This window comes from Rossellomorea sp. LjRoot5 (assembly GCF_964253455.1).
Classification (GTDB): Bacteria; Bacillota; Bacilli; order Bacillales; family Bacillaceae_B; genus Rossellomorea.
Map to the genome: position 1 here is coordinate 3,130,898 of NZ_CAXUQN020000001.1, position 19,663 is coordinate 3,150,560.

Sequence of the window (19,663 nt, forward strand, 5' to 3'; positions counted from 1 at the left end):
CGATGAATCACTCATTAGGCATCATGACCCTTACACCGGAAGTGACGAACGGATACTTTCTCGAAATCGCAAAACAGTCCCTTTCATATCCAATCGACCTTTTCCTGTTTTCTCCACAGGGAATATCTCCTTTAAACGAAACCGCGGAAGGATTTCATTTTGACAGGGTGAAGGGGGAATGGGAAAAAAATGCCTTTGAAATCCCGGAGTACATCTATGACAGAACCTATTATCAGAAGGATATGAAGTCCCGGCAGGCGAGAGCCGTCGTTCAATGGTTGAAAAACCAGAAGCATATCCGTTTCCTTGGTTACGGATTACCAAACAAATGGCATCTTTATGAAAAACTGAAACAGACCTCCCTCGCCCCCTATATCCCTGCAACATCCTTAGTATCCGATGGAAAACATTTATTAAATCTTCTCCTCAAACATAAAGATATTATAATCAAACCTGTCGACGGGGCCCATGGTTTTGCTGTTTACCATCTCGTTGCACATCCACATGAAATTGTGGTTCGCACCACCAAAAAGCAAGGAATCATAGAACAATCTTTCGCAAATGAAGATGTCTTTCTAAAATGGGTTGACCACATGCTCACGCTTAACACGTTCATTTGTCAAAAAAGGCTGCCAAACCTGACGAAAGGAAATGCCCCTTTCGATATGCGCATTCTCATGAATAAAGATCGCAATGGAGAATGGCGGGAATTCCAACGTGCAATCCGTAAAGGGGAAGAGAATGGGATTCTGACAAATATCAGCCTCGGTGCATCCTATCTTTCCTACAGTGAGTGGAAGAATAGCCATGATCTGCACGCATGGGATTTTATCGACGAAGAACTCACATCCATTTTAGAAGAAGTCCCTATACTTCTTGAAAAACATTTTTCCCCTCTTTTTGAAATTGGGGTCGACCTCATTATCGGGGATGATCATTCCATATGGATCCTGGATTTGAACTCTAAGCCGGGGCATAAGGTAGTGGATGCATTACATCCCGGGAAGTTATCAACATTATATCAGGCACCTTTAGATTATTGTGACTTTCTATCCTCACAATCTCTTACATCCATAAGGCGAGGTGATTTCTAATGCTCCATGCATATAAAGTCGAATACTTCCAAGATGAAGAAAGTATCCTCTACCTTCCGTCTGGATTCAAAACCCGGGAAGACACCCTTCCACATACGGTGATACTTGGGACCAGAAGACAACCTGCCAGCTGCAGGCGCCATCCGAATGGCCGGAATGTAATGGGGATCAGTACAGGTTTAGCGGAAAAGCTGCACCTTCCATCAAAAGTGGATTCCCTCTCCCTCTATTGTAAAGATGAATGTTTACACGCAGGGGTACTGATTGGCATATTCACTGCGGGTTTCACAAGTTTCCGATTAAGTCCCATCGGACAGCGATCCCACTTTTTCAAGAAGCTATTATCGGTTCAATCTTCCTTGGGAGTCATCCCATTTGTATTTGGAGAACGTCATATTGATTGGGAGAATGGACTCATCAAAGGATTTTTTCATTTTGGGGAAGGTTGGGAGATTGAAGAAATCCCTTTCCCGAATGTGATTTATGACAGACTTCCGAACAGGCAGAGTGAAAAGCGGAAAACATATCAGGGAGTGAAGGAGAGACTGGAAAGAGAGTACGGCATTCCGTGGTATAATCCAGGGTTCTTCAATAAACTCGACCTTTTCGAGAGATTGGAAAATGATCGGACTGTTCAACACTTCCTTCCGGAAACGAGACCAGTCCAATCTTTTGAGGAAATGGAACGAATGCTTTCCGCCTATACCCATATTTATTTGAAGCCGAAAAACGGTAGTCTCGGGAACGGAATACACAAAATCACGTATAACCGGTCCACAGAAGAGTATTATTGCCGTTTCAGGGACGGAGATCAGAAGAACCGTTTACTTAAGTTTAAATCACTTGAACAGCTGGCCAATACAGTGTTTAAAAGCCGGAACCTGGACTCCTTTGTCGTCCAGCAGGGAATCTCCTTACTGAAAGAGAATAATCGCCCCATCGACTTCCGGGTCCATACGAATAAAGACGAAGAAGGCAACTGGCAAGTCAGTGCAATGGCGGGAAAAGTGGCCGGAATGGGAAGCGTGACGACACATGCGAACAATGGTGGGGAAGTGAGGATTCTTTCAGAACTATTCCTTGAAGAAAGTGAAAGAGAAACCATTGAAGAGGCTTTAAAGGATGCGGCTTTATTGTTGTCACATTCCATCGAAGGGAACCTTGAAGGATTCATCGGTGAAATAGGATTCGATTTCGGTGTGGACGACCAACATCGCATTTGGATGTTTGAAGCAAACTCCAAGCCTGGCAGGTCGATATTCTCACATCCTGACTTAAAAAGGTTTGATTTATTAACAAGGAAACTCGCCTTATCATTTGGCATTTTCCTCACTCACCAAAGCTTGGATCATCCCGAGGAAATGATTCCATGATTATCCTTTACGACCGGGTGAAGAAGACCTTTTTTCACGGGGAAGAAGCGATTACAACCTATGGATTTGCAAAGGATTCCTTTCTCTTATCTTCTAAAGTTTCCAATCAATGCTATACATTTACGATTCCCCCCCGAACGAGGAATCGTCCCGCGATTCCCTTAGTCGGCATCGTCTCAAGTAAAGAAGGAAGAAATAAATATAAGGGGAACTTCGAATTATTCCGGTCGATCCAACAGGACGTCGAGCAGTCTGGAGGAATCTGTTTCGTCTTTTCCCCGCAAGATGTTGTGGGTGATTCGATAGAGGGGATCATGTATAATCACGTTTTACACAAATGGGTAAAATGCCTGTTTCCGGTTCCCAACGTCATTTATAACCGGGTCCCCTCAAGGCATGCCGAGCAAAATCAATCATACGAAAAGCTTCTTCGTTTTATCAAGAAGCATCAGATTCCATTCTTCAACCCCCATTTCTTTAATAAATGGGAAATCTACGAGTTGTTATCCAAAAATGATGATCTCAAAGTATATCTGCCACAGACCGAACTGGTTACCGATGAAGCTTCCCTTTCACGTTTCCTCTTCACTCATCGGAAAGTATACGTTAAACACTCTCTCGCTTCACAAGGAAAAGGAATTCGACTGATTGAAATGGATGACAGGGGCCGAGTTCTGTGTAAGAGCATTAAGAAAATAGAGAGGTTTACATCGATCTCCCGCCTTCATCAAACGTATAACGAATGGTTTATGGGCAATCAGTGGATCATGCAGGAAGCGGTCCCTTGCAAAACAGTGCACGAACACCGTTTCGACTTTCGCATATTAGTCCTTCACACAGGAGAAGATTTCCGTTTGATCGGTATCGGAGTCCGCATGTCCCAACGTCAGGAAGTCACCACTCATGTACCTGCCGGTGGTAAAATCATTTCCCTGAAGGAAGTAGCAGATGCAGAAACAAAAAAAGAAATTTCGAGGATCGTTCAAACATGCGGGGAAGAACTGGCCAATTCGTTTGGCTATGTAGGGGAGTTTTCGATTGACCTCGCTCCCAAAGAACAAGGGGGATTCGTGTTGTTTGAAATTAATTCAAAGCCGATGTGTTTCGATGAGGTAGAGATTGAGAAGAAGCGGAGAAAACAGCTTGTCCGTACGTTCATGACACTCAGTTCACAAAACAGTGAAGGTTGAATCTTCGTGGATGACACAAGGTTCAACCTTTTTCTTTATTGCTTATCGCAAGGAATTATAAATGGTTGAAAATCTGGTAGCATGTTCCTGTTCATCTGTCATGGCAATAAAAAGCGGTTTATACGCCTGCTGATTGGGAATCTCAAGGAGCATATCCCGGTAAAACTCGGCACCCTCCAGTTCATCCTTCAGAGCCCGAAGCACCCCTTCTTTAAAAGTGGTGAACCCCACCTTTTCTTTCTTGTGCTCATAATACTCTCCCGTCAATAAATAATGAAGATATTGAAACATTTCATAATGTTCTTTTTCGTCTTTTTGAGCGTGTTCAATAAACTCAACGTACAATGGATTATTGGTACGTGCTTTTAGCTCTTTATAGAAATAATAACCTGTCCATTCATCACTGATCGCCTTCTCTAAATCACGAATAAACGAATTCATTCTTCGTCCCTCCCCTATCTCTTCAGTAAATTCTATTAGAGGAGCCTTCCATTTATGATACATTTCACGGCCGGTCCTACACAGTTCGAGTTAAAACGTTTACAATATGAATGGAGGTGACGAATGATGATCCAACATTTTCAATTTAAGAACATGTTCGAAAATAAGCAGCTGCCCGGCTGGATGTTTTCCTTTTATTTCAGCGGGACGAAATATACAGGAACATACCATAAAGACGGAAGGATCGAATGGACCGGCCCCATTCCTCCGTCCGATAAGGAAGAGATTCTTAAGAAGCAGCTCCACGAACTGATGCTTTTCCATGTTTATGAGTGATGCAAACTATATAATAGCCCAGTCAGAAAGAATTTAATCCTGCTCCCATGCATAACTTCAGCTCCCTTTCTAAAACTAAAGAAAGGAGGCTGATGAGCATGAAAAAAGACAATATGAACGATCAATTCCTTCCTGATACGAATTACGAAGGAAAAGAAAAAGCATTTCTCGATGTCGACCGTTTCATCAACGAAGGCATGTCCGGAGGTTCCGTCCACATGAGGGAAAACACGACGAACATCGAAGAAGCGATTGAAATCACTAATCATGAAGAACGACCGCAATAGAAAAGCGGAGGCGGCTTGGTCAGGCCCGACAAGCATAAGGCGAACCAACCGGAAAGCCGCTCTTTGCCTTTTTGGTTGGTTTGACTTATGACCTCGAGGGACTAGCCGCCGGAGCTGGACAAATAGAAAAACTCAAACAAAAAAGCTGCCCATGAGGGACTTTCCCTTTTGGCAGCTCTTTATCATTCATCTACTTTTAACGAGCATATTGACAGCTTCTTGAATCGCATCTTCCGCCTTCATGCCCTCTTCTTCCGACTCGCGTATGCACGCTTCCAAATTCTTTGCCACGATGAGGCCGATCGTGCGGTCAACAGCAGTACGGACGGCTGATAGTTGAGTCACAACATCCTTACAATGTTTCTCATCTTCCATCATTTTCAATACACCGCGGACCTGACCTTCAAGACGCTTCATTCGATTGGTTACTTCTTTCGTATATTCCATTCAGGACACCCCATAAGAATTATTCATTGTACAATAGTATTAAAATTATTGTACTTTTGCAATCATGCACTCTTTGATTACTACAGCTATTTCAGTACAATGTCATTATAACCTTTTTTACTATAATAATGAACAAAGAGGGATCACATGTTTACATCTTTACGTAAAAAATATCCTGCTGCCATCATTCAGCACCATTATCCCACAAGCCTTGAATCTTCTAAAATCTGGTTTACAAACGAACAGGAAAATGAATATATAGGGATCGATCAATCAGAGATTTCCCAGCCGGAATTGGATTTATTATTTTGCTTGTTCAAAGAGATTATCCCATTACCTGGAAACGTAAATGATTCTTCCGGTTCCGCCGAGTGGTACAATTACTTATTGGAAAACGGGCCGGTCCCCTCAATGAATGATGGAGAGTTCCGCATCATTCAGTTCAGTCTGAAGGAAGGCAGGGATCAGCTACAACTGAGAGAAGCGTTCCAACATTTGTTACCACACGGGACCATCCTCGTTTTCCTGGCTGATCGCATGGGGCTGCTCATAGAAAAGAATCATGAGTGGATCGTGGATGAGGAGCAGCTGCTGTCGATATCCCATGTCATTGAATCGGACTTCTTTGTCACCCCTTCTTTTTACATAGGGCAGTTTCATGAAGCCGATTTACATCTACCAGACTATTTTGCCCATGAGCGTGAGCTATTTGCATTCTCAAGAACCATTCATAAGCAGGCATTCATCCAGTCGGCCGTGACGGTTCTGCCTGAATTCGCCCTCCACCACTTTCCACACGAGTGGGAGGAGCATTTCTTTAAAAAGGTCGCCGACTTTTTTTCTGAAGATCCTGAACAAATTCACACCATCAGGGCATTTCTCGAAAACCAATCCAATATCAGTCAGACCGCCAAGACATTATTCATGCACAGGAACAGCGTCCAGTACCGGATTGATAAGTTCATCGAAAAAACAAATATAGATATTAAAAGCTTCCAAGGAGGAATCCTTGCCTACTTTGCCTGTTTAAGCTTCCAATCTGACAACCTGCCCAATAATGATTAGGCAACTTTGTGCAGGTTGACCATATCGTTTTGAATCCGCTTTCTCTACAATGAATCTATAGATGAAAACGATTGCATTTCAAGGAGGAGAAAATAAGTGGCTGAATTAAAATTAGAAAATATCCACAAGATTTATGATAGCAAGGTAACGGCGGTAAATGACTTTAACCTTCACATTCAAGATAAAGAATTCATCGTGTTTGTCGGTCCATCGGGCTGTGGGAAATCCACTACCCTGCGTATGATCGCCGGACTCGAAGAAATATCCAAAGGGGATTTCTCCATTGACGGAAAGCGCGTGAACGATGTGGCACCAAAAGACCGTGACATCGCCATGGTTTTCCAGAACTATGCCCTATACCCTCATATGAGTGTGTATGATAATATGGCATTCGGTCTAAAACTGCGAAAGTTCGATAAACAGGAAATTGACCGTCGTGTACAGGAAGCGGCTAAGATTCTCGGTCTTGAAGCGCTGCTTGATCGTAAACCAAAAGCATTATCAGGTGGTCAGCGTCAGCGTGTAGCTCTTGGCCGTGCCATCGTCCGTGATGCGAAAGTGTTCTTGATGGATGAGCCCTTATCCAATCTTGATGCAAAGCTTCGTGTACAGATGCGTGCCGAAATCGCCAAGCTGCATCAACGTTTACAAACAACAACAATCTACGTAACACATGACCAGACAGAAGCGATGACGATGGCCACACGTATCGTTGTCATGAAAGACGGTGTGATTCAACAAGTTGGTTCTCCTAAAGAGGTATATGATAAACCGGAGAATGTCTTCGTAGGCGGATTCATCGGATCACCTGCCATGAACTTCTTCCACGGATCTCTGGAAGATGGGAAATTCGTCATCGGTCATACAAAGGTTTCTGTACCTGAAGGAAAAATGAAAGTGCTTCGCGAACAAGGTCATGTAGGAAAGAGCATCATTCTTGGTGTGCGTCCTGAAGATATTCATGACGAGCCTCTTTTCCTGGATACTGCTCAAGGTGCGAAAATCACGGCGAAGATTGAAGTATCTGAATTAACGGGTGCTGAAACGATGTTATATTCTCAATTGGAAGGACAAGATTTTGTAGCCCGCGTTGACTCCCGTACAGATATCGTTGCAGGTCAAACGATCGACCTGGCATTCGATATGAATAAAGCTCATTTCTTTGATTCTGAGTCTGAGTTAAGAATCCGATAACTATATAAGAAGAAAATGGCGCCCCCTGCTTTTCAGGGAGCGCCATTTTTTATTAAAATTCCGTCAGGTCGATACTTTTGGCTTCTTCTTCCCCACACCGAAGGCATGTAAAAAGATGAAGACAAGTATCAGAGCAGCTGCTATTCGGAATGCCGTCGACTAATTGCACGTGCTGAATATCCATATACGCACTATACTCATCGTAAAAATCATAATATCTACCCTGATCAGTTGTCGAGTCCCCACACTTCTTGCAAAGGCCCCTGTATTCAACGATCCCGTTACATAACGCGCAAGCTTTCATGATGTGTCACCATACTTTCAATCTAAATCTTTGTATAGTGTTATCCTTTTTACAATCATGGTGATTTATGTAGAAAACTTGCAGGTATTTAATAGGAATAAATTCCCTGTCACCCTCTTGAATATAATCCTCCAGAAAAACCATAATACCTAGTAACAAGGCAGTAACAAGCCTTCACTTAACCCCACTCGATGGGTTACACCATATGAAGATGGTCGCTCATGGAATAGCGGGCTGGTGCAAGTCCAGCTAACCCAACCAAAAAACTTATACATTCTAAGGAGATGACAGATTATGCAACAGCAACAATCTCGCAGCAATTCATCTAACCAACTAGTAGCTCCAGGAGCTCAACAAGCAATCGACCAAATGAAGTACGAAATCGCTTCTGAGTTCGGCGTACAATTAGGACCTGATGCAACGGCTCGTGCTAACGGTTCTGTAGGTGGAGAAATCACTAAACGCCTGGTTCAAATGGCTGAACAACAAATCGGTGGCGGGTACCAAAAATAATCACCCATTTAATATGATTGGTTAAAACTCCCGGTCTTTAGGCCGGGGGTTTCATTATGTCTTTAATAAGTTTCAGTCCATACTTTCCCATCATTTATTATGAACCATGGATGCCGGATCAATCCATTCATCATACTGTTCTTCTGTCAAATAGCCTGACTTTAGCGCCGCTTCTTTTAATGTGGAACCGTCCTGATGGGCCTTCTTCGCAATTTCAGCCGCCTTCTCATATCCAATATGCGGGTTTAAGGCCGTGACGAGCATAAGGGATCTTTGCACAAAGTCTTCAATGACCTCAAGATTTGCCTCTAATCCCTTCACACATTTATCGTTGAAGGACTTTATTCCATCTGCAAGCAGCCTTACGGATTGCAGCATATTATAGATGATGACCGGTTTAAATACATTCAGTTCGAAATTCCCCTGACTGGCGGCAAAGCCAATGGCTGCATCGTTCCCAAAGACTTGGGTCGCGACCATGGTCACTGCTTCACTTTGGGTCGGGTTCACTTTACCCGGCATGATTGAGCTGCCTGGTTCATTGGCAGGAATCGTCATTTCCCCTATGCCGCTTCGAGGACCGCTTGAAAGCCATCTGACATCATTCGCAATTTTCATAAGATCCGCTGCCAATGCCTTGATGGCACCGTGGACGTACACGATTTCATCATGGGATGTCAGGGCATGAAACTTATTATCAGATGAAACGAATTTGATGCCTGTCTGCACTTCTAATTGTGCCGCAACCTTCCTTCCAAAAGTAGGATCTGCATTGATCCCGGTTCCTACTGCTGTTCCCCCGATGGCAAGGTTGACCAAACGCTGTACACTTTCTCTTGTCATACTATAGGATTTTTCCATCATGGAGCGCCATCCACTGATTTCCTGCCCGAGAGTTAACGGCGTGGCATCCTGGAGATGGGTACGGCCGATTTTTATAATATCCTGAAATTGATCCTCTTTCTCTTTCAGTGTTGCAGTGAATTCCTGAACCACGGGAAACAGCTTGGATTCAATTTCCTGATATGCCGCTACGTGCATGGCCGTCGGGAATGTATCATTGGAACTTTGAGACATGTTCACGTCATCATTGGGATGGACCCTCTCCTCCGAGCCATTTTCACCGAGAAGTTCATTGGCACGATAGGCCACTACTTCATTTACGTTCATATTGGACTGTGTACCGCTTCCCGTTTGCCAGACGACAAGGGGAAAATGGTCATCCCATGTCCCTTCCAAAATCTCGTCACAGGCCTTACTAATCGCCTTCATCTTCCCTTCAGAAAGCTTTCCGAGAGAATGATTGACGACTGCGGCCGCTTTCTTCAACTGTGCAAAGGCATATGTAACCTCAATGGGCATCTTCTCTGTACCGATCTGGAAGTTTTCCTTACTCCGTTGAGTCTGGGCCCCCCAATATTTTTCCTTTGGCACCTTCATTTCTCCTATTGTGTCACGTTCAATGCGGTATTCCATTGTCATTCCTCCCTGTTAATGATCCAACTACTACCATATTTCCACTAAAACGTTCCTTCTAACCTTTTTCTAAAAAAGTTTATTAGCTCTGGCCGACGATATGAATAAAACCGAAAAAAAAGATGAATGAGCCCACGTCCCATTCATCTTCTCACTTTATTGTATTAAGTTAAGGAATTGCTTCGTACGTTCATTCTTTGGATTTTCAAACACTTCCTGGGGAGTCCCTTCTTCGACAATATAGCCCCCATCCATGAAGATGACTTTATCGGCCGCTTCTTTCGCGAACCTCATTTCGTGGGTCACGACGACCATCGTCATCCCTTCTTCAGCCAGGTCTTTCATGACCTTGAGGACCTCACCTATCAGTTCAGGATCAAGTGCTGAAGTTGGCTCATCGAAGAGCATCACTTCCGGCTCGATTGCGAGGGCCCTTGCGATGCCGACCCTCTGCTGCTGCCCGCCTGAAAGCTGGAATGGATAGTAATCGACCTTATCTCCGAGGCCCACTTTTTCAAGCAGCTGGATGGCTTTCTTTCTTGTTTCCGACTTGTTACGCTTTTGAACGACCGTAGGGCCTTCCATGACGTTCTCAAGCGCTGTCATATGGGGGAACAGATTATAGTTTTGAAATACCATCCCCGTTTTTCTTCTTAATTGAAGAAGCTGCTGCCTGGATGCTTTCTTAGTGAAGTCAACCGCCGTTCCCCCTATTGAAACGGTCCCGTCATTCGGGATTTCAAGGGCATTCAAACAGCGGAGGAAAGTCGTCTTCCCGGAGCCTGAAGGGCCGATCAGAACGATGACCTGACCCTTATCGACTTCTACGTTCATTCCCTTTAAGACTTCTAACTGATCAAATCGTTTCGTTAATCCTTTGATGGAAATCATATTCAATCTCCTTTTAAATTACTTGGCAATATATCGATCCAGCCTGTTCTCGATGCGGCCTTGTATGACCGATAATATAAAGCAGATGATCCAATAAAGCACGGCTGCCTCCATATACATGAGCAGGAACTCATAATTCGTCGCAGCGATTTCCTGTGCTTTTCTGAACATTTCGGTTACTAAGATCAAGGATGCAAGCGACGTATCTTTCACTAGACTAATGAACGAGTTGGCTAATGGCGGAATCGATACTCTCGTCGCCTGCGGCAGGATGATTCTTTTTAACGCCTGTGAATAGGTCATGCCGATCGAATATCCTGCTTCCCATTGCCCCTTTGGAATCGATTGAATCGCCGCACGGACGATTTCTGATGAGTACGCACCTTTGTTCAATGAAAAGGCAATGATGGCAGATGGGAATGGATCAAATTTGATTCCAAGAGTAGGTAACCCGTAGAAAATGATAAATAATTGCACGAGTAAAGGCGTACCCCGTATTGCCGAAACATAAAATCGGGCAATTCCCCGTAAAATTGATATATTTGATAAACGTGCAAGAGCAGTGAGTACAGCCAGAATCATACCTAAAGCAAAAGAAATCAGCGTCAGAGGGATAGAATAATACAAAGCTCCCTCTAACATTGGAAGCAGGGAGCTTTGTAAAATATCAATCATTGCTTCAGGATTCTGGTATATGCTACTTAGGAGATACATCTTCTCCGAACCATTTCTCAGAAATCTCTTTGTACGTACCGTCTTCCTTCATTTCCTCTAACGCTTTGTTTACTTCTTCAACCAGTTTGTCATTCCCTTTACGGAACATGAAACCACTTTGACCTGCATCTTCCGCTTCAGCAGCGATTTTAACTTTGGCATTCGGTTGTTTCTTTAAGTAGTCAAGAATGGAAATTTTATCGTTCACGGTTACATCCACTCTGCCTTGTTCAAGTAGCTGGATTGATTGTGATAATCCTTCTACACCTTGGATCTTTGCCCCGTTCTTTTCAGCGATATCCCGATAGTTACTTGTCAGGGACTGAGCTGAAGTCAAACCTTTAATATCTTCAAATGATTTGACATCCTTGTTGTCTTTTGACACGACCACTACGGCACTTGATTCGATATATGGCTTAGAGAAATCGTATTTCTTTTCACGGTCTTCACGAATTCCCACCTGGTTTGCGATCATATCGAAACGCTTGGAGTTCAAACCTTCAAACATCGCATCCCATTGCGTTTCCTGGAATTTCGCTTCTACACCAAGACGCTTCGCTACTTCACGGGCGATTTCTACGTCAAACCCGGTCAGCTTTCCTGATTCGTCATGGAATGTGAAAGGAGGATATGTACCTTCCGTCCCAACAAGTAATTCCCCATCTTCCTTTACCTTATCGTAAAGAGATGTTTTTTTCGAATCACCATTTGATTCTTCTTTATCTTTAGATTGTCCACACGCAGCTAATACCATGGATAAGGCGATTAGCATGATAATGGATAATTTCCACTTTTTCATTGTAAAACCCCCACTATTCTTATCGGATTTAAATTTGTTACGATTGTCATCATAAAACGTTACCATAAATAAGTCAATATAAAAGTTTCATATCGAGATTTTTTTCTTATCATCTTTAGTATGTATCCTTGGTTACACAAACATGTAAAAATTTCCGATTATAAGATACACTATTTTTATAAGAAAATGGGAGGGCATGATATGAAAATTGCTTTATTTGGGAGCACGGGCCGAGTTGGTTCCGTAGTCTTTCAACGGGCTATGTCAGAATATGAAGTAAATCGATTGGTACGGAGAGGCAGTGGACAAGACGCCTCCGGTACGGAAATTGTCGGGGATGTGTTGAACGAGGAAGATGTGATGAAGACCATCGATGGTTCGGAGGCCGTGATCAGCTGCATGAATACAGATAAACAGGATGTCCTCACAAAAAGCATGCCAATCCTGTTAAAAGCCATGAGAAGGCATGGAGTGAAACGGATCATCACGTGCGGGACGGCGGGCATCCTACAGACGCGGCAGGAGGATCACCTTTACCGTTTTCAGTCAAGTGAATCGAAACGGAGGAGCACAACCGCTGCGGAAGACCATTTAAGGGCCTTTCTCATGCTTCAGGCATCCGAAATGGACTGGACCATCGTTTGTCCGACCTATTTACCGGATGGAGAAAGGATGGGGAATTACCGAACGGAACGAAATGTCCTTCCTGATGCCGGGAAGAGCATTTCCATGTATGACACCGGAGATTTCATATACAAACAACTGTCAGACGAATCCTTCATCAAAAGCCGGGTTGGTATCTGTTATTAAGGATGGGATAAAAAAACGGGACTGAATGTCAGTCCCGTTTTCCTATTTATTATTTAAAGATGGTAGAAATGATTTCGTCCGTGCTCATTCCACTTTCGACGTCAAAGGTACCTGGGCGCAGCTCGTTCTCAAGGCCCCGCTTTTCTACCTCTTTATAGAAATCCAACCCATCTTTTATAATATTGGCTTGTTCCAGAGCGTTTCCTACGTCGATACTCGTCATTCCGGTAGAAACGGTGAGCATCGTTTTGTAGACCACCTTACCGTCACTTTTCTTATCCGATGCTTTCTCTTCCTGCTTTTCATTCATGGCTTTCAGCTGCTTGTTCCACTGGTCTTCTGTATGTATGACATAGCCTTTTGAAGTCAGCTTCTTCACCATTTCATCCTCTGACAGCTTTTGCACTTCCGCAGATTCTTCTTTCCCGGTACTCTTTGCTTCAGAAGGACCGAAAAGATACACAGCCCCAATCAAAGAGGTGGCGATCAATATCCCTCCAGCAAAGCTCCGTAATGAATTCGATGTCACTGTCATTGTGCCACTAAGCCCCTTTCAGCCTTCTGAGCCATAAATGGCGCAAGCATATGCTCCACTTCATTAGGCTTGAGCTTTGTTTTCCCTGCGATACTTTCAACAGAATAGCCTCTTTTATACAAATCAAGCATCTCACGGAGCAATTCGCGCTCCTCAGATACAGCAGGTGCAGCTCCTGCCTGCTGGGCTGTAATCTCTGCATCCAATTGTATATTTCGTAACTGCTTCTCCAGTTCATGAACCTCATTCAATACAGAAATGGATACATGCTCTATCTGTTGCTCAAGCTTCGAGTTGGTTTGTGTCGTTTTAATAAACGATAAAATGAGCAGCAAAACTGCTGACCCAAATAAAATGGCGATTGCCCATCCCATCATAGGATCCTCCCTTTATGAAACTTTTTTATCAATTAAATTATACATTGATAAGGGGATAAATTCGATTTAAAACGACAAAATCCCACGAAAGTCCTGTTTTCTTAACAGGAAATTGTATTTACACATGGATGAATCCCCGTAACACCGGGATATTTTAAAATTTGACGGGGTTATTTTCACTATCGAAATCGCCCAAAAAGAAAAAGCGTCCGACTGCTATCGTCAGACGCCCCTATTCTACCCTGCCAGATTATCTTTTGATCCCTGTTGAAGCTGATACATTTGATAATAACGACTCTTCCTTTTCATTAATTCATCATGATTCCCGCGTTCAACGATTTCCCCCCGATCTAATACAAGGATTTGATCGGCTTCCTTGATCGTGGATAATCTGTGAGCGATGATGAAGGTCGTCCGGCCCTTTTTCAGGACTTCCATCGCTTCCTGAATGATGGCCTCAGTTTCTGTATCGATGCTCGATGTCGCTTCATCGAGAATCAGGATCGCTGGATTAAAGGCAAGTGCACGGGCAAATGATATGAGTTGGCGTTGACCGGATGAAAGGGTGCTGCCTTTCTCGATCACCGGTTCATCATATCCATTCTCCAGGTTTTTGAACACTTTTTCCGCCCCTACAGCATTGAGTGCCGCCTCCACTTGCTCCCTTGAAATCCTTGGATCATCGAGACTGACATTTGAAGCAATCGTTCCTGTGAACAAATAAGGATCCTGCAAAACGATCCCCATATGCTCCCGAATCGTTTGATAGGGAATATCGACAATGTCTTTTCCATCAATCCGTATTTTCCCTTCATTGCTATCATAGAAGCGGAACAGCAGATTCATGATCGAGCTTTTTCCTGAACCCGTATGTCCCACCAGGGCAACGGTTTCCCCTTTGTTTGCTTCAAACGTAATATCTTTCAATACATATTCATTCTCTTTATATCCAAAAAATACATGCTCAAAGCTGACATTTCCGTCGTATCTGTTCATTTTCCCATCTTCCACCGGGGTCCCAGTCTCTTCAAGCAGCTGGAAAACCCGTTCTCCCGCAACAAGTGCCTGTTCTAGGTTGGCAAGCTGGTTCACGATCCCTGTCACCGGCTGGAACAATCGGTTGATATAGTCAACAAAGGCATAAAGGACGCCAAGCGTAACAACAGATCCCACTCCGATCGATGCTCCTCCGAAATACCATATGAACGCCACAAACGTGATATTCCTAAGGACCCCTACAAGGTTATGGGAAGTCAATGAATTTAAGCTTAATAGTTTATTTTGATATTTGAAGTGGGTTTCGTTCAAATCTTCAAATTCATCATCCGTTTTTTTCTCTCTGCTGAAAGCCTGAATGATGTTCATGCCCTGAATTGATTCATTGATCATGGCATTGATATCACTCACTTTCGATCGGATGATATGATTGTATTTCGACGCATAAATACGGTAAAGATACGTCCACACAACAAGGATCGGTATCAGGATCAAGCAGATGGCCGCTAATTTTGCGTCAAGGATAAAGAGTGCAATGTAAATCCCGATAATATAAATCGTACTGGAGAAAAACGTGGATAGTACGGTTACATACAGGTCCCTGATTGCTTCTGTGTCGTTTGTGATCCTGGCAACGACCTTCCCTGCCGGCAGATTATCGAAATAGCGGATCGGAAGCTTCTGGATGTGTTGAAACACATCATTACGCATCTTTTGTATGACACGGTTTGCCGCCTTCTGAAGGTAGAACCGCTGGCCATATTGGAAAAAGGCAGCGACGACAAGCAATCCGAAATAAAAGGCAATCAACCGGATGATCCTTGGGATTTCCGGATTATAGAATTTGAGAAGCTCATCCCCTGTTAACTTTTCAGCGGGATAGGTTGCTGATTCCCCGCCTTTTGTAATCGTCATCTCCCCTGATGATACAGATCGTTCCCCGTCAAAGGAAATGGTGGCGGGAACGAAATAAAACGCTCTGCCAACCTGAAGGATACGGACGTCTTCTCCTTTTGTCTCTCCATCTCTGAAATATTGATCACGCTTATACCAAGTTCCTTCATAAGGTACAGCTTCTTTCCCCTCCACCGTTTCATACCAGGTCGACTCAATCCCGAGAATATGGTCATCAATCAGTTTTTTGGCAATGAATGGACCGGCGAGTTCTGCAGCCACTGATACACTGAGCATCAGGAGGGCCGCTATGATGATTTTTTTATATATTAGGGCATATTCGGTTAATTTTCTTCCGACATTCATGTGCCCACCTCCTCAGGTGAAGAATCTTCAACTTGTTGGCGGTCAAATTGTTCTTTATACCAACCGCCATTCTTGAGGAGCACTTCATGGCCCCCTTCTTCTATCACTTTCCCATCTTCAAATACGATGATCCAATCTGCATGCTGAACCGCCGAGAGACGATGAGTCGTAATAATCGTCGTTTTCCCTTCACGTTCTGTTCGTATATTGTCTATGATCTTTGCCTCTGTCTTTGCATCGACTGCTGATAATGAGTCATCAAGAATCAGGATTTCAGGATTCTTGATGAGTGCCCTTGCAATCGAAATCCGTTGTTTCTGTCCACCCGAGAGTGCCACACCCTTCTCACCTACAAGAGTGGTCAAACCATCAGGCAGCATCTCGAGGTCCTTCTTGAAATCAGCCAGCTCTATCGCCTTTTCCAAATCTTCCTCTGTTGCATCATGCTTTCCGAATAATATATTTTCTCTTACGGTCCTTGAGAATAGAACATGATCTTGTGGTACATAGCCAATCCAGTTCCTTACCTGCTGAATGGATAACTCGTCAATCTGGATTCCTCCGATCGATAGCGAACCACTTCCCGCTGGATATTCACGGAGAAGCTGCTTGATGAAAGTCGTCTTGCCGCTTCCTGTCTTTCCGACTATCCCAAGCGTTCCTCCTTGATTGATGTTCACATTGATGTTGGATAGATTCAGTACCTGTGAGGAAGGATACCTGAAGTCCACATCCTTAAATCCGATCCGTTCAGGGGAATCAATCGATTTAGGATTCTCTCTATCCTGTACGTCCTGGACATAATCGAGTGTCTCCTGAACCCGATCGAGGGACGCATTCCCACGCTGCATCACATTGATCAATTCACCAATCGCAAACATCGGCCAAATCAGCATCCCGAGATACACATTAAAGGAAACCAACTGTCCAAGCGTTATGCTCTGATGGAACACCAGGTAGGCCCCGTAGCCCAATCCGATTAAGTAACTCAACCCGACAAGGACTTTAATGGTCGGCTCAAAAAGTGAATCGATCCTCGCTACACCGATATTTTTGTTATACACATCTTCCGTCATGTCAGCGAATCGCATCTCATCTGCTCTTTCCTGTACGTAAGCCCGGATGACCCTGACCCCCGCAATCGATTCTAGAACTTTATCATTCAAGTCTCCAAATGCATCCTGCGCTTCGGTGAACCGTTTGTGGATCCTCGCACCGTATACCTTCATTAACAGAGCCATGATCGGAAGTGGTAAAACAGCAGCTATCGTCAGTTTCCAGCTGATGAGAAATCCCATCGTAAAGAGGATCGTTAACATGAACACGCTGGAATCGATCAACGTCAACACCCCGAAACCTGCCGTAACCGAGATCGCCTTCAAATCATTCGTCGCCCTCGCCATTAAATCACCCGTCCGATTCTTCTCGAAGAACGTCGGGGTCATCTTTAAGAGGTGCCCCATAAATTTGCTGCGCAGCTTCCTCTCAACCAGAAAGGCTCCGCCGAACAGTTGATACATCCACACATACGTCATCCCATACGAGATGAGGGCGATTCCTGCTATCAACCAGAGATACTTCTCCACCCCATCCCAGGTCATCGCACCAAGGTGAATGTCATCGATGGCATTCCCCACTAGCTTCGGAGGAATCACATCAAGGATCCCGACAATCGTCAAGAGAACGATCGCCACTGTGTACCTTTTCCAATTTTCAATAAAAAACCATGATAATTTCTTAAAAATACTAAACATCCCACTCTACCTCCTCAAGTTGACTTTCTCATCTATCCGCCTTCTGTCTCCACAGCTGTCATCCTCTTCTTCATTTGAGCCATTACCATCTTCATTTCCTCCTCAGTAAATTGAATATATATGTGATCAAGGATTACCTTGGATACACCGCCTGAAAAAACAAAACAGACGGACGTCCTAAGGTGGTCAGATTCAGCAGAGCCCATCATTGGACTAACCGGATCTTTTGCGCCTTATGAACGTCCGTCTTCGATTTTGGACATATAAAAGCACAGATTACATTCATAACCTGTGCTCATTGATTCATATTAAATCGTAAGGAGTTACTGGTCATGTGATGATATGAAATTGATAGGACAAGCCGCTGGTGCTCCATTAACTCTAACCACTTTCATCATCACAAACCCTCCATTTCATTTAATGTTTTTATTCCATTAATAACCATACTATATGACACGAATTGTGTCAATATTATCTCTATTAGTAATTTTCTATACACTATATGTTCCACTTATGCATACGTGAACCTTCATTTTTCTATTCTATTGAACTTCCTCCATACTTTTTTGGCAAATAATAAATAAAAGATGATGGGGAATGGACACTGTATCAATCCCCAAATTCCCCAGAACCAGTAATTGTGACCGTTTTTACGAGCATCGATGAACAGATAAATGCTTTGTGTCAAAAGGATGGGGATGACAAGGGGTAAAATATAGAATTCTTCTTTCGTCATATCCTCTTCACCTTTTTCATATAGGTGATCCCTGTGAAAATCGATGCTCCCATAAAGATGATAATTTGAAGAAGAAGAAATAACACGGGCATTTGAAATAAAGTAAGGGAAAACAAAGTCAGGATGCAGCCGGCCATAAGAAGAAAAATGATGAGATCCCGTCTGAATCTGGCTTTAAGCTGCTCCTGCCTGTCCGAGACCAATTGCTCAAACCATTGCAGATTGGGCGTATTTTGATCGACTTCTTCTTCAATAGACCGGAATCCGTCCCTAAGTAATTTCTTTAATTCAACTTGTTCACGATCATTGTTCATCTATTTTCAACTCCTTTCTCAGCCTGGTGATCCCGTGATGAACCCTCGATTTAACTGTGCCTGGTGGAATTTCCGTCATATGAGCGATTTCATCATAAGAATATCCGTAGTAATGTTTCAAGATGATTGGGAGCCTGATATCGTCAGATAATGTGGACAATGCGGCTAACACATCATTCCACTCATCATTTCTTGACTCCATTTCCCACCTCAGCTTCCTTCCGTTCATTTCTTCCTTTCGCCATGTCTCTTCTCTCTTCTTTTTACGCTGAAGGTCGATATACCGATTGGTCGCAATTGAAATCAACCAGGAGGAAAATTTGGATTTTCCGTTGTATTGATGGATTTTTTCAACACACTTAGTCATGGTATCCTGGGCAAGATCTTCTGCCTGATCCCGGTTCATCGTCACTTTGATCAAGTATTTCACTAGAAAAGGATAATGTTCTCTAAAGAGCAGAGCAAAGGCTTCGTGATTCCCCTTTTTCGCTAGTTTAATCCACTTTCTCTCATCCATCCATTACTGTCCTTTCTATCCACCCCATCCGGTGAGTTCATTGATAAGACGTAAACACGGAAAAATCGTTCATAAAATCATTATACTTTTTTAAAATATTTTTCATTCTATATTATTTTTCTATCATATGGCGAGTGCTGGTTGATTTCCACTCCAGGTGCTCGCTTTCCGCGGGGCGTGAGTTGAGCCTCCTCGGGCTTTGCCCTGCGGGGTCTCAACTTTCCCGCATTTCCCGCAGGA

23 protein-coding genes are annotated in these 19,663 nt (G+C 43.6%); 9 read left to right on the forward strand and 14 right to left on the reverse strand.

Going from position 1 to position 19,663, the window contains the following annotated elements; translation table 11 throughout:
- Positions 1-2 precede the first annotated feature (2 nt).
- Genes ACSQ2E_RS15960 through ACSQ2E_RS15970 form a run of 3 tightly spaced genes read left to right on the forward strand, consistent with a single transcriptional unit; the run spans position 3 to position 3,657 of the window.
- Positions 3-1,094, forward strand: coding sequence for a YheC/YheD family protein (locus ACSQ2E_RS15960; RefSeq protein WP_435992093.1), 1,092 nt, complete (start codon positions 3-5; stop codon positions 1,092-1,094).
- A complete protein-coding gene (locus tag ACSQ2E_RS15965; protein WP_435992095.1) occupies positions 1,094-2,467 on the forward strand; it encodes a YheC/YheD family protein in 1,374 nt (457 codons plus the stop codon). Before ACSQ2E_RS15960 ends, ACSQ2E_RS15965 begins: the two co-directional genes overlap by 1 nt.
- Positions 2,464-3,657, forward strand: a complete 1,194-nt coding sequence (locus tag ACSQ2E_RS15970; RefSeq protein ID WP_435992097.1) for a YheC/YheD family protein — start codon at positions 2,464-2,466, stop codon at positions 3,655-3,657. Before ACSQ2E_RS15965 ends, ACSQ2E_RS15970 begins: the two co-directional genes overlap by 4 nt.
- A 42-nt stretch (positions 3,658-3,699) precedes the next feature.
- On the opposite strand, the gene ACSQ2E_RS15975 is transcribed toward ACSQ2E_RS15970, so the two are convergent.
- Entirely contained in the window at positions 3,700-4,098 is a 399-nt protein-coding gene (locus ACSQ2E_RS15975; protein WP_060670520.1) for a ferritin-like domain-containing protein, read from the reverse strand.
- A gap of 126 nt (positions 4,099-4,224) precedes the next feature.
- Here ACSQ2E_RS15975 and ACSQ2E_RS15980 point away from each other — a divergent pair, with 126 nt between their 5' ends.
- Both ACSQ2E_RS15980 and ACSQ2E_RS15985 read left to right on the forward strand, forming a co-directional pair.
- A complete protein-coding gene (locus ACSQ2E_RS15980) occupies positions 4,225-4,434 on the forward strand; it encodes a YheE family protein (protein ID WP_435994586.1) in 210 nt (69 codons plus the stop codon).
- Between the two features lie 98 nt (positions 4,435-4,532).
- The gene (locus ACSQ2E_RS15985; RefSeq protein ID WP_435992100.1) at positions 4,533-4,721 is read left to right on the forward strand and encodes a hypothetical protein; all 189 of its coding nucleotides are present in this window, start codon (positions 4,533-4,535) and stop codon (positions 4,719-4,721) included.
- Between the two features lie 186 nt (positions 4,722-4,907).
- On the opposite strand, the gene ACSQ2E_RS15990 is transcribed toward ACSQ2E_RS15985, so the two are convergent.
- Positions 4,908-5,168 carry a metal-sensitive transcriptional regulator gene (locus ACSQ2E_RS15990; protein WP_258264150.1) on the reverse strand — a complete coding sequence of 87 codons (261 nt, stop codon included), beginning with the start codon at positions 5,166-5,168 and terminating at the stop codon, positions 4,908-4,910.
- Positions 5,169-5,315: 147 nt separating this feature from the next.
- On the opposite strand from ACSQ2E_RS15990, the gene ACSQ2E_RS15995 reads away from it, so the two are divergent.
- Complete coding sequence (locus ACSQ2E_RS15995) at positions 5,316-6,233, forward strand: PucR family transcriptional regulator (protein WP_435992102.1); 918 nt, start codon at positions 5,316-5,318, stop codon at positions 6,231-6,233.
- Between the two features lie 96 nt (positions 6,234-6,329).
- A complete protein-coding gene (locus ACSQ2E_RS16000; protein WP_435992104.1) occupies positions 6,330-7,427 on the forward strand; it encodes an ABC transporter ATP-binding protein in 1,098 nt (365 codons plus the stop codon).
- 52 nt (positions 7,428-7,479) lie between these two features.
- Here the strand turns inward: ACSQ2E_RS16000 and ACSQ2E_RS16005 are convergent, their stop codons facing one another.
- Entirely contained in the window at positions 7,480-7,731 is a 252-nt protein-coding gene (locus ACSQ2E_RS16005) for a hypothetical protein (protein ID WP_435992106.1), read from the reverse strand.
- 294 nt (positions 7,732-8,025) lie between these two features.
- Here ACSQ2E_RS16005 and ACSQ2E_RS16010 point away from each other — a divergent pair, with 294 nt between their 5' ends.
- On the forward strand, positions 8,026-8,244 hold the full coding sequence (locus ACSQ2E_RS16010; RefSeq protein WP_034763234.1) for an alpha/beta-type small acid-soluble spore protein: 219 nt from the start codon (positions 8,026-8,028) through the stop codon (positions 8,242-8,244).
- A gap of 90 nt (positions 8,245-8,334) precedes the next feature.
- On the opposite strand, the gene fumC is transcribed toward ACSQ2E_RS16010, so the two are convergent.
- From fumC to ACSQ2E_RS16030, 4 genes are all read right to left on the reverse strand, one after another.
- Complete coding sequence (gene fumC / locus ACSQ2E_RS16015) at positions 8,335-9,720, reverse strand: class II fumarate hydratase (protein ID WP_435992108.1); 1,386 nt, start codon at positions 9,718-9,720, stop codon at positions 8,335-8,337.
- A gap of 156 nt (positions 9,721-9,876) precedes the next feature.
- The gene (locus ACSQ2E_RS16020; RefSeq protein WP_435992110.1) at positions 9,877-10,611 is read right to left on the reverse strand and encodes an amino acid ABC transporter ATP-binding protein; all 735 of its coding nucleotides are present in this window, start codon (positions 10,609-10,611) and stop codon (positions 9,877-9,879) included.
- A gap of 18 nt (positions 10,612-10,629) precedes the next feature.
- The gene (locus ACSQ2E_RS16025; RefSeq protein WP_435992112.1) at positions 10,630-11,325 is read right to left on the reverse strand and encodes an amino acid ABC transporter permease; all 696 of its coding nucleotides are present in this window, start codon (positions 11,323-11,325) and stop codon (positions 10,630-10,632) included.
- Positions 11,309-12,124, reverse strand: coding sequence for an amino acid ABC transporter substrate-binding protein (locus ACSQ2E_RS16030; RefSeq protein WP_435992114.1), 816 nt, complete (start codon positions 12,122-12,124; stop codon positions 11,309-11,311). The genes ACSQ2E_RS16025 and ACSQ2E_RS16030 overlap by 17 nt, the downstream gene beginning before the upstream one ends.
- Positions 12,125-12,325: 201 nt before the next feature.
- Between ACSQ2E_RS16030 and ACSQ2E_RS16035 the strand changes: the two genes are divergently transcribed.
- On the forward strand, positions 12,326-12,934 hold the full coding sequence (locus ACSQ2E_RS16035) for an NAD(P)-dependent oxidoreductase (RefSeq protein WP_435992116.1): 609 nt from the start codon (positions 12,326-12,328) through the stop codon (positions 12,932-12,934).
- Positions 12,935-12,983: 49 nt separating this feature from the next.
- On the opposite strand, the gene ACSQ2E_RS16040 is transcribed toward ACSQ2E_RS16035, so the two are convergent.
- From ACSQ2E_RS16040 to sigY, 7 genes are all read right to left on the reverse strand, one after another.
- Positions 12,984-13,469, reverse strand: a complete 486-nt coding sequence (locus ACSQ2E_RS16040; protein WP_435992118.1) for a hypothetical protein — start codon at positions 13,467-13,469, stop codon at positions 12,984-12,986.
- Complete coding sequence (locus tag ACSQ2E_RS16045) at positions 13,466-13,846, reverse strand: hypothetical protein (RefSeq protein ID WP_435992120.1); 381 nt, start codon at positions 13,844-13,846, stop codon at positions 13,466-13,468. Before ACSQ2E_RS16045 ends, ACSQ2E_RS16040 begins: the two co-directional genes overlap by 4 nt.
- 237 nt (positions 13,847-14,083) lie before the next feature.
- On the reverse strand, positions 14,084-16,102 hold the full coding sequence (locus ACSQ2E_RS16050) for an ABC transporter ATP-binding protein (protein WP_435992122.1): 2,019 nt from the start codon (positions 16,100-16,102) through the stop codon (positions 14,084-14,086).
- Complete coding sequence (locus tag ACSQ2E_RS16055) at positions 16,099-17,856, reverse strand: ABC transporter ATP-binding protein (protein WP_435992124.1); 1,758 nt, start codon at positions 17,854-17,856, stop codon at positions 16,099-16,101. The genes ACSQ2E_RS16050 and ACSQ2E_RS16055 overlap by 4 nt, the downstream gene beginning before the upstream one ends.
- Positions 17,857-18,385: 529 nt before the next feature.
- Positions 18,386-18,592 carry a sigmaY antisigma factor component gene (locus tag ACSQ2E_RS16060; RefSeq protein ID WP_435992126.1) on the reverse strand — a complete coding sequence of 69 codons (207 nt, stop codon included), beginning with the start codon at positions 18,590-18,592 and terminating at the stop codon, positions 18,386-18,388.
- Entirely contained in the window at positions 18,589-18,906 is a 318-nt protein-coding gene (locus ACSQ2E_RS16065) for a YxlC family protein (protein ID WP_435992128.1), read from the reverse strand. Before ACSQ2E_RS16065 ends, ACSQ2E_RS16060 begins: the two co-directional genes overlap by 4 nt.
- Positions 18,896-19,423 (reverse strand): RNA polymerase sigma factor SigY, encoded by a 528-nt coding sequence (gene sigY, locus ACSQ2E_RS16070; protein WP_435992130.1) that lies wholly within the window; start codon positions 19,421-19,423, stop codon positions 18,896-18,898. Before sigY ends, ACSQ2E_RS16065 begins: the two co-directional genes overlap by 11 nt.
- Positions 19,424-19,663 lie beyond the last annotated feature (240 nt).

Excerpts from the sequence above, each read along its gene's own strand:
- ACSQ2E_RS15960 (WP_435992093.1), top strand. The coding sequence starts at position 3 with ATGAATCACTCATTAGGCATCATGACCCTTACACCGGAAGTGACGAAC.
- ACSQ2E_RS15965 (WP_435992095.1), top strand. The coding sequence starts at position 1,094 with ATGCTCCATGCATATAAAGTCGAATACTTCCAAGATGAAGAAAGTATC.
- ACSQ2E_RS15970 (WP_435992097.1), top strand. The coding sequence starts at position 2,464 with ATGATTATCCTTTACGACCGGGTGAAGAAGACCTTTTTTCACGGGGAA.
- ACSQ2E_RS15975 (WP_060670520.1), bottom strand. The coding sequence starts at position 4,098 with ATGAATTCGTTTATTCGTGATTTAGAGAAGGCGATCAGTGATGAATGG.
- ACSQ2E_RS15980 (WP_435994586.1), top strand. The coding sequence starts at position 4,225 with ATGATCCAACATTTTCAATTTAAGAACATGTTCGAAAATAAGCAGCTG.
- ACSQ2E_RS15985 (WP_435992100.1), top strand. The coding sequence starts at position 4,533 with ATGAAAAAAGACAATATGAACGATCAATTCCTTCCTGATACGAATTAC.
- ACSQ2E_RS15990 (WP_258264150.1), bottom strand. The coding sequence starts at position 5,168 with ATGGAATATACGAAAGAAGTAACCAATCGAATGAAGCGTCTTGAAGGT.
- ACSQ2E_RS15995 (WP_435992102.1), top strand. The coding sequence starts at position 5,316 with ATGTTTACATCTTTACGTAAAAAATATCCTGCTGCCATCATTCAGCAC.
- ACSQ2E_RS16005 (WP_435992106.1), bottom strand. The coding sequence starts at position 7,731 with ATGAAAGCTTGCGCGTTATGTAACGGGATCGTTGAATACAGGGGCCTT.
- ACSQ2E_RS16010 (WP_034763234.1), top strand. The coding sequence starts at position 8,026 with ATGCAACAGCAACAATCTCGCAGCAATTCATCTAACCAACTAGTAGCT.
- fumC (WP_435992108.1), bottom strand. The coding sequence starts at position 9,720 with ATGGAATACCGCATTGAACGTGACACAATAGGAGAAATGAAGGTGCCA.
- ACSQ2E_RS16020 (WP_435992110.1), bottom strand. The coding sequence starts at position 10,611 with ATGATTTCCATCAAAGGATTAACGAAACGATTTGATCAGTTAGAAGTC.
- ACSQ2E_RS16025 (WP_435992112.1), bottom strand. The coding sequence starts at position 11,325 with ATGTATCTCCTAAGTAGCATATACCAGAATCCTGAAGCAATGATTGAT.
- ACSQ2E_RS16030 (WP_435992114.1), bottom strand. The coding sequence starts at position 12,124 with ATGAAAAAGTGGAAATTATCCATTATCATGCTAATCGCCTTATCCATG.
- ACSQ2E_RS16035 (WP_435992116.1), top strand. The coding sequence starts at position 12,326 with ATGAAAATTGCTTTATTTGGGAGCACGGGCCGAGTTGGTTCCGTAGTC.
- ACSQ2E_RS16040 (WP_435992118.1), bottom strand. The coding sequence starts at position 13,469 with ATGACAGTGACATCGAATTCATTACGGAGCTTTGCTGGAGGGATATTG.
- ACSQ2E_RS16045 (WP_435992120.1), bottom strand. The coding sequence starts at position 13,846 with ATGATGGGATGGGCAATCGCCATTTTATTTGGGTCAGCAGTTTTGCTG.
- ACSQ2E_RS16050 (WP_435992122.1), bottom strand. The coding sequence starts at position 16,102 with ATGAATGTCGGAAGAAAATTAACCGAATATGCCCTAATATATAAAAAA.
- ACSQ2E_RS16055 (WP_435992124.1), bottom strand. The coding sequence starts at position 17,856 with ATGTTTAGTATTTTTAAGAAATTATCATGGTTTTTTATTGAAAATTGG.
- ACSQ2E_RS16060 (WP_435992126.1), bottom strand. The coding sequence starts at position 18,592 with ATGACGAAAGAAGAATTCTATATTTTACCCCTTGTCATCCCCATCCTT.
- ACSQ2E_RS16065 (WP_435992128.1), bottom strand. The coding sequence starts at position 18,906 with ATGAACAATGATCGTGAACAAGTTGAATTAAAGAAATTACTTAGGGAC.
- sigY (WP_435992130.1), bottom strand. The coding sequence starts at position 19,423 with ATGGATGAGAGAAAGTGGATTAAACTAGCGAAAAAGGGGAATCACGAA.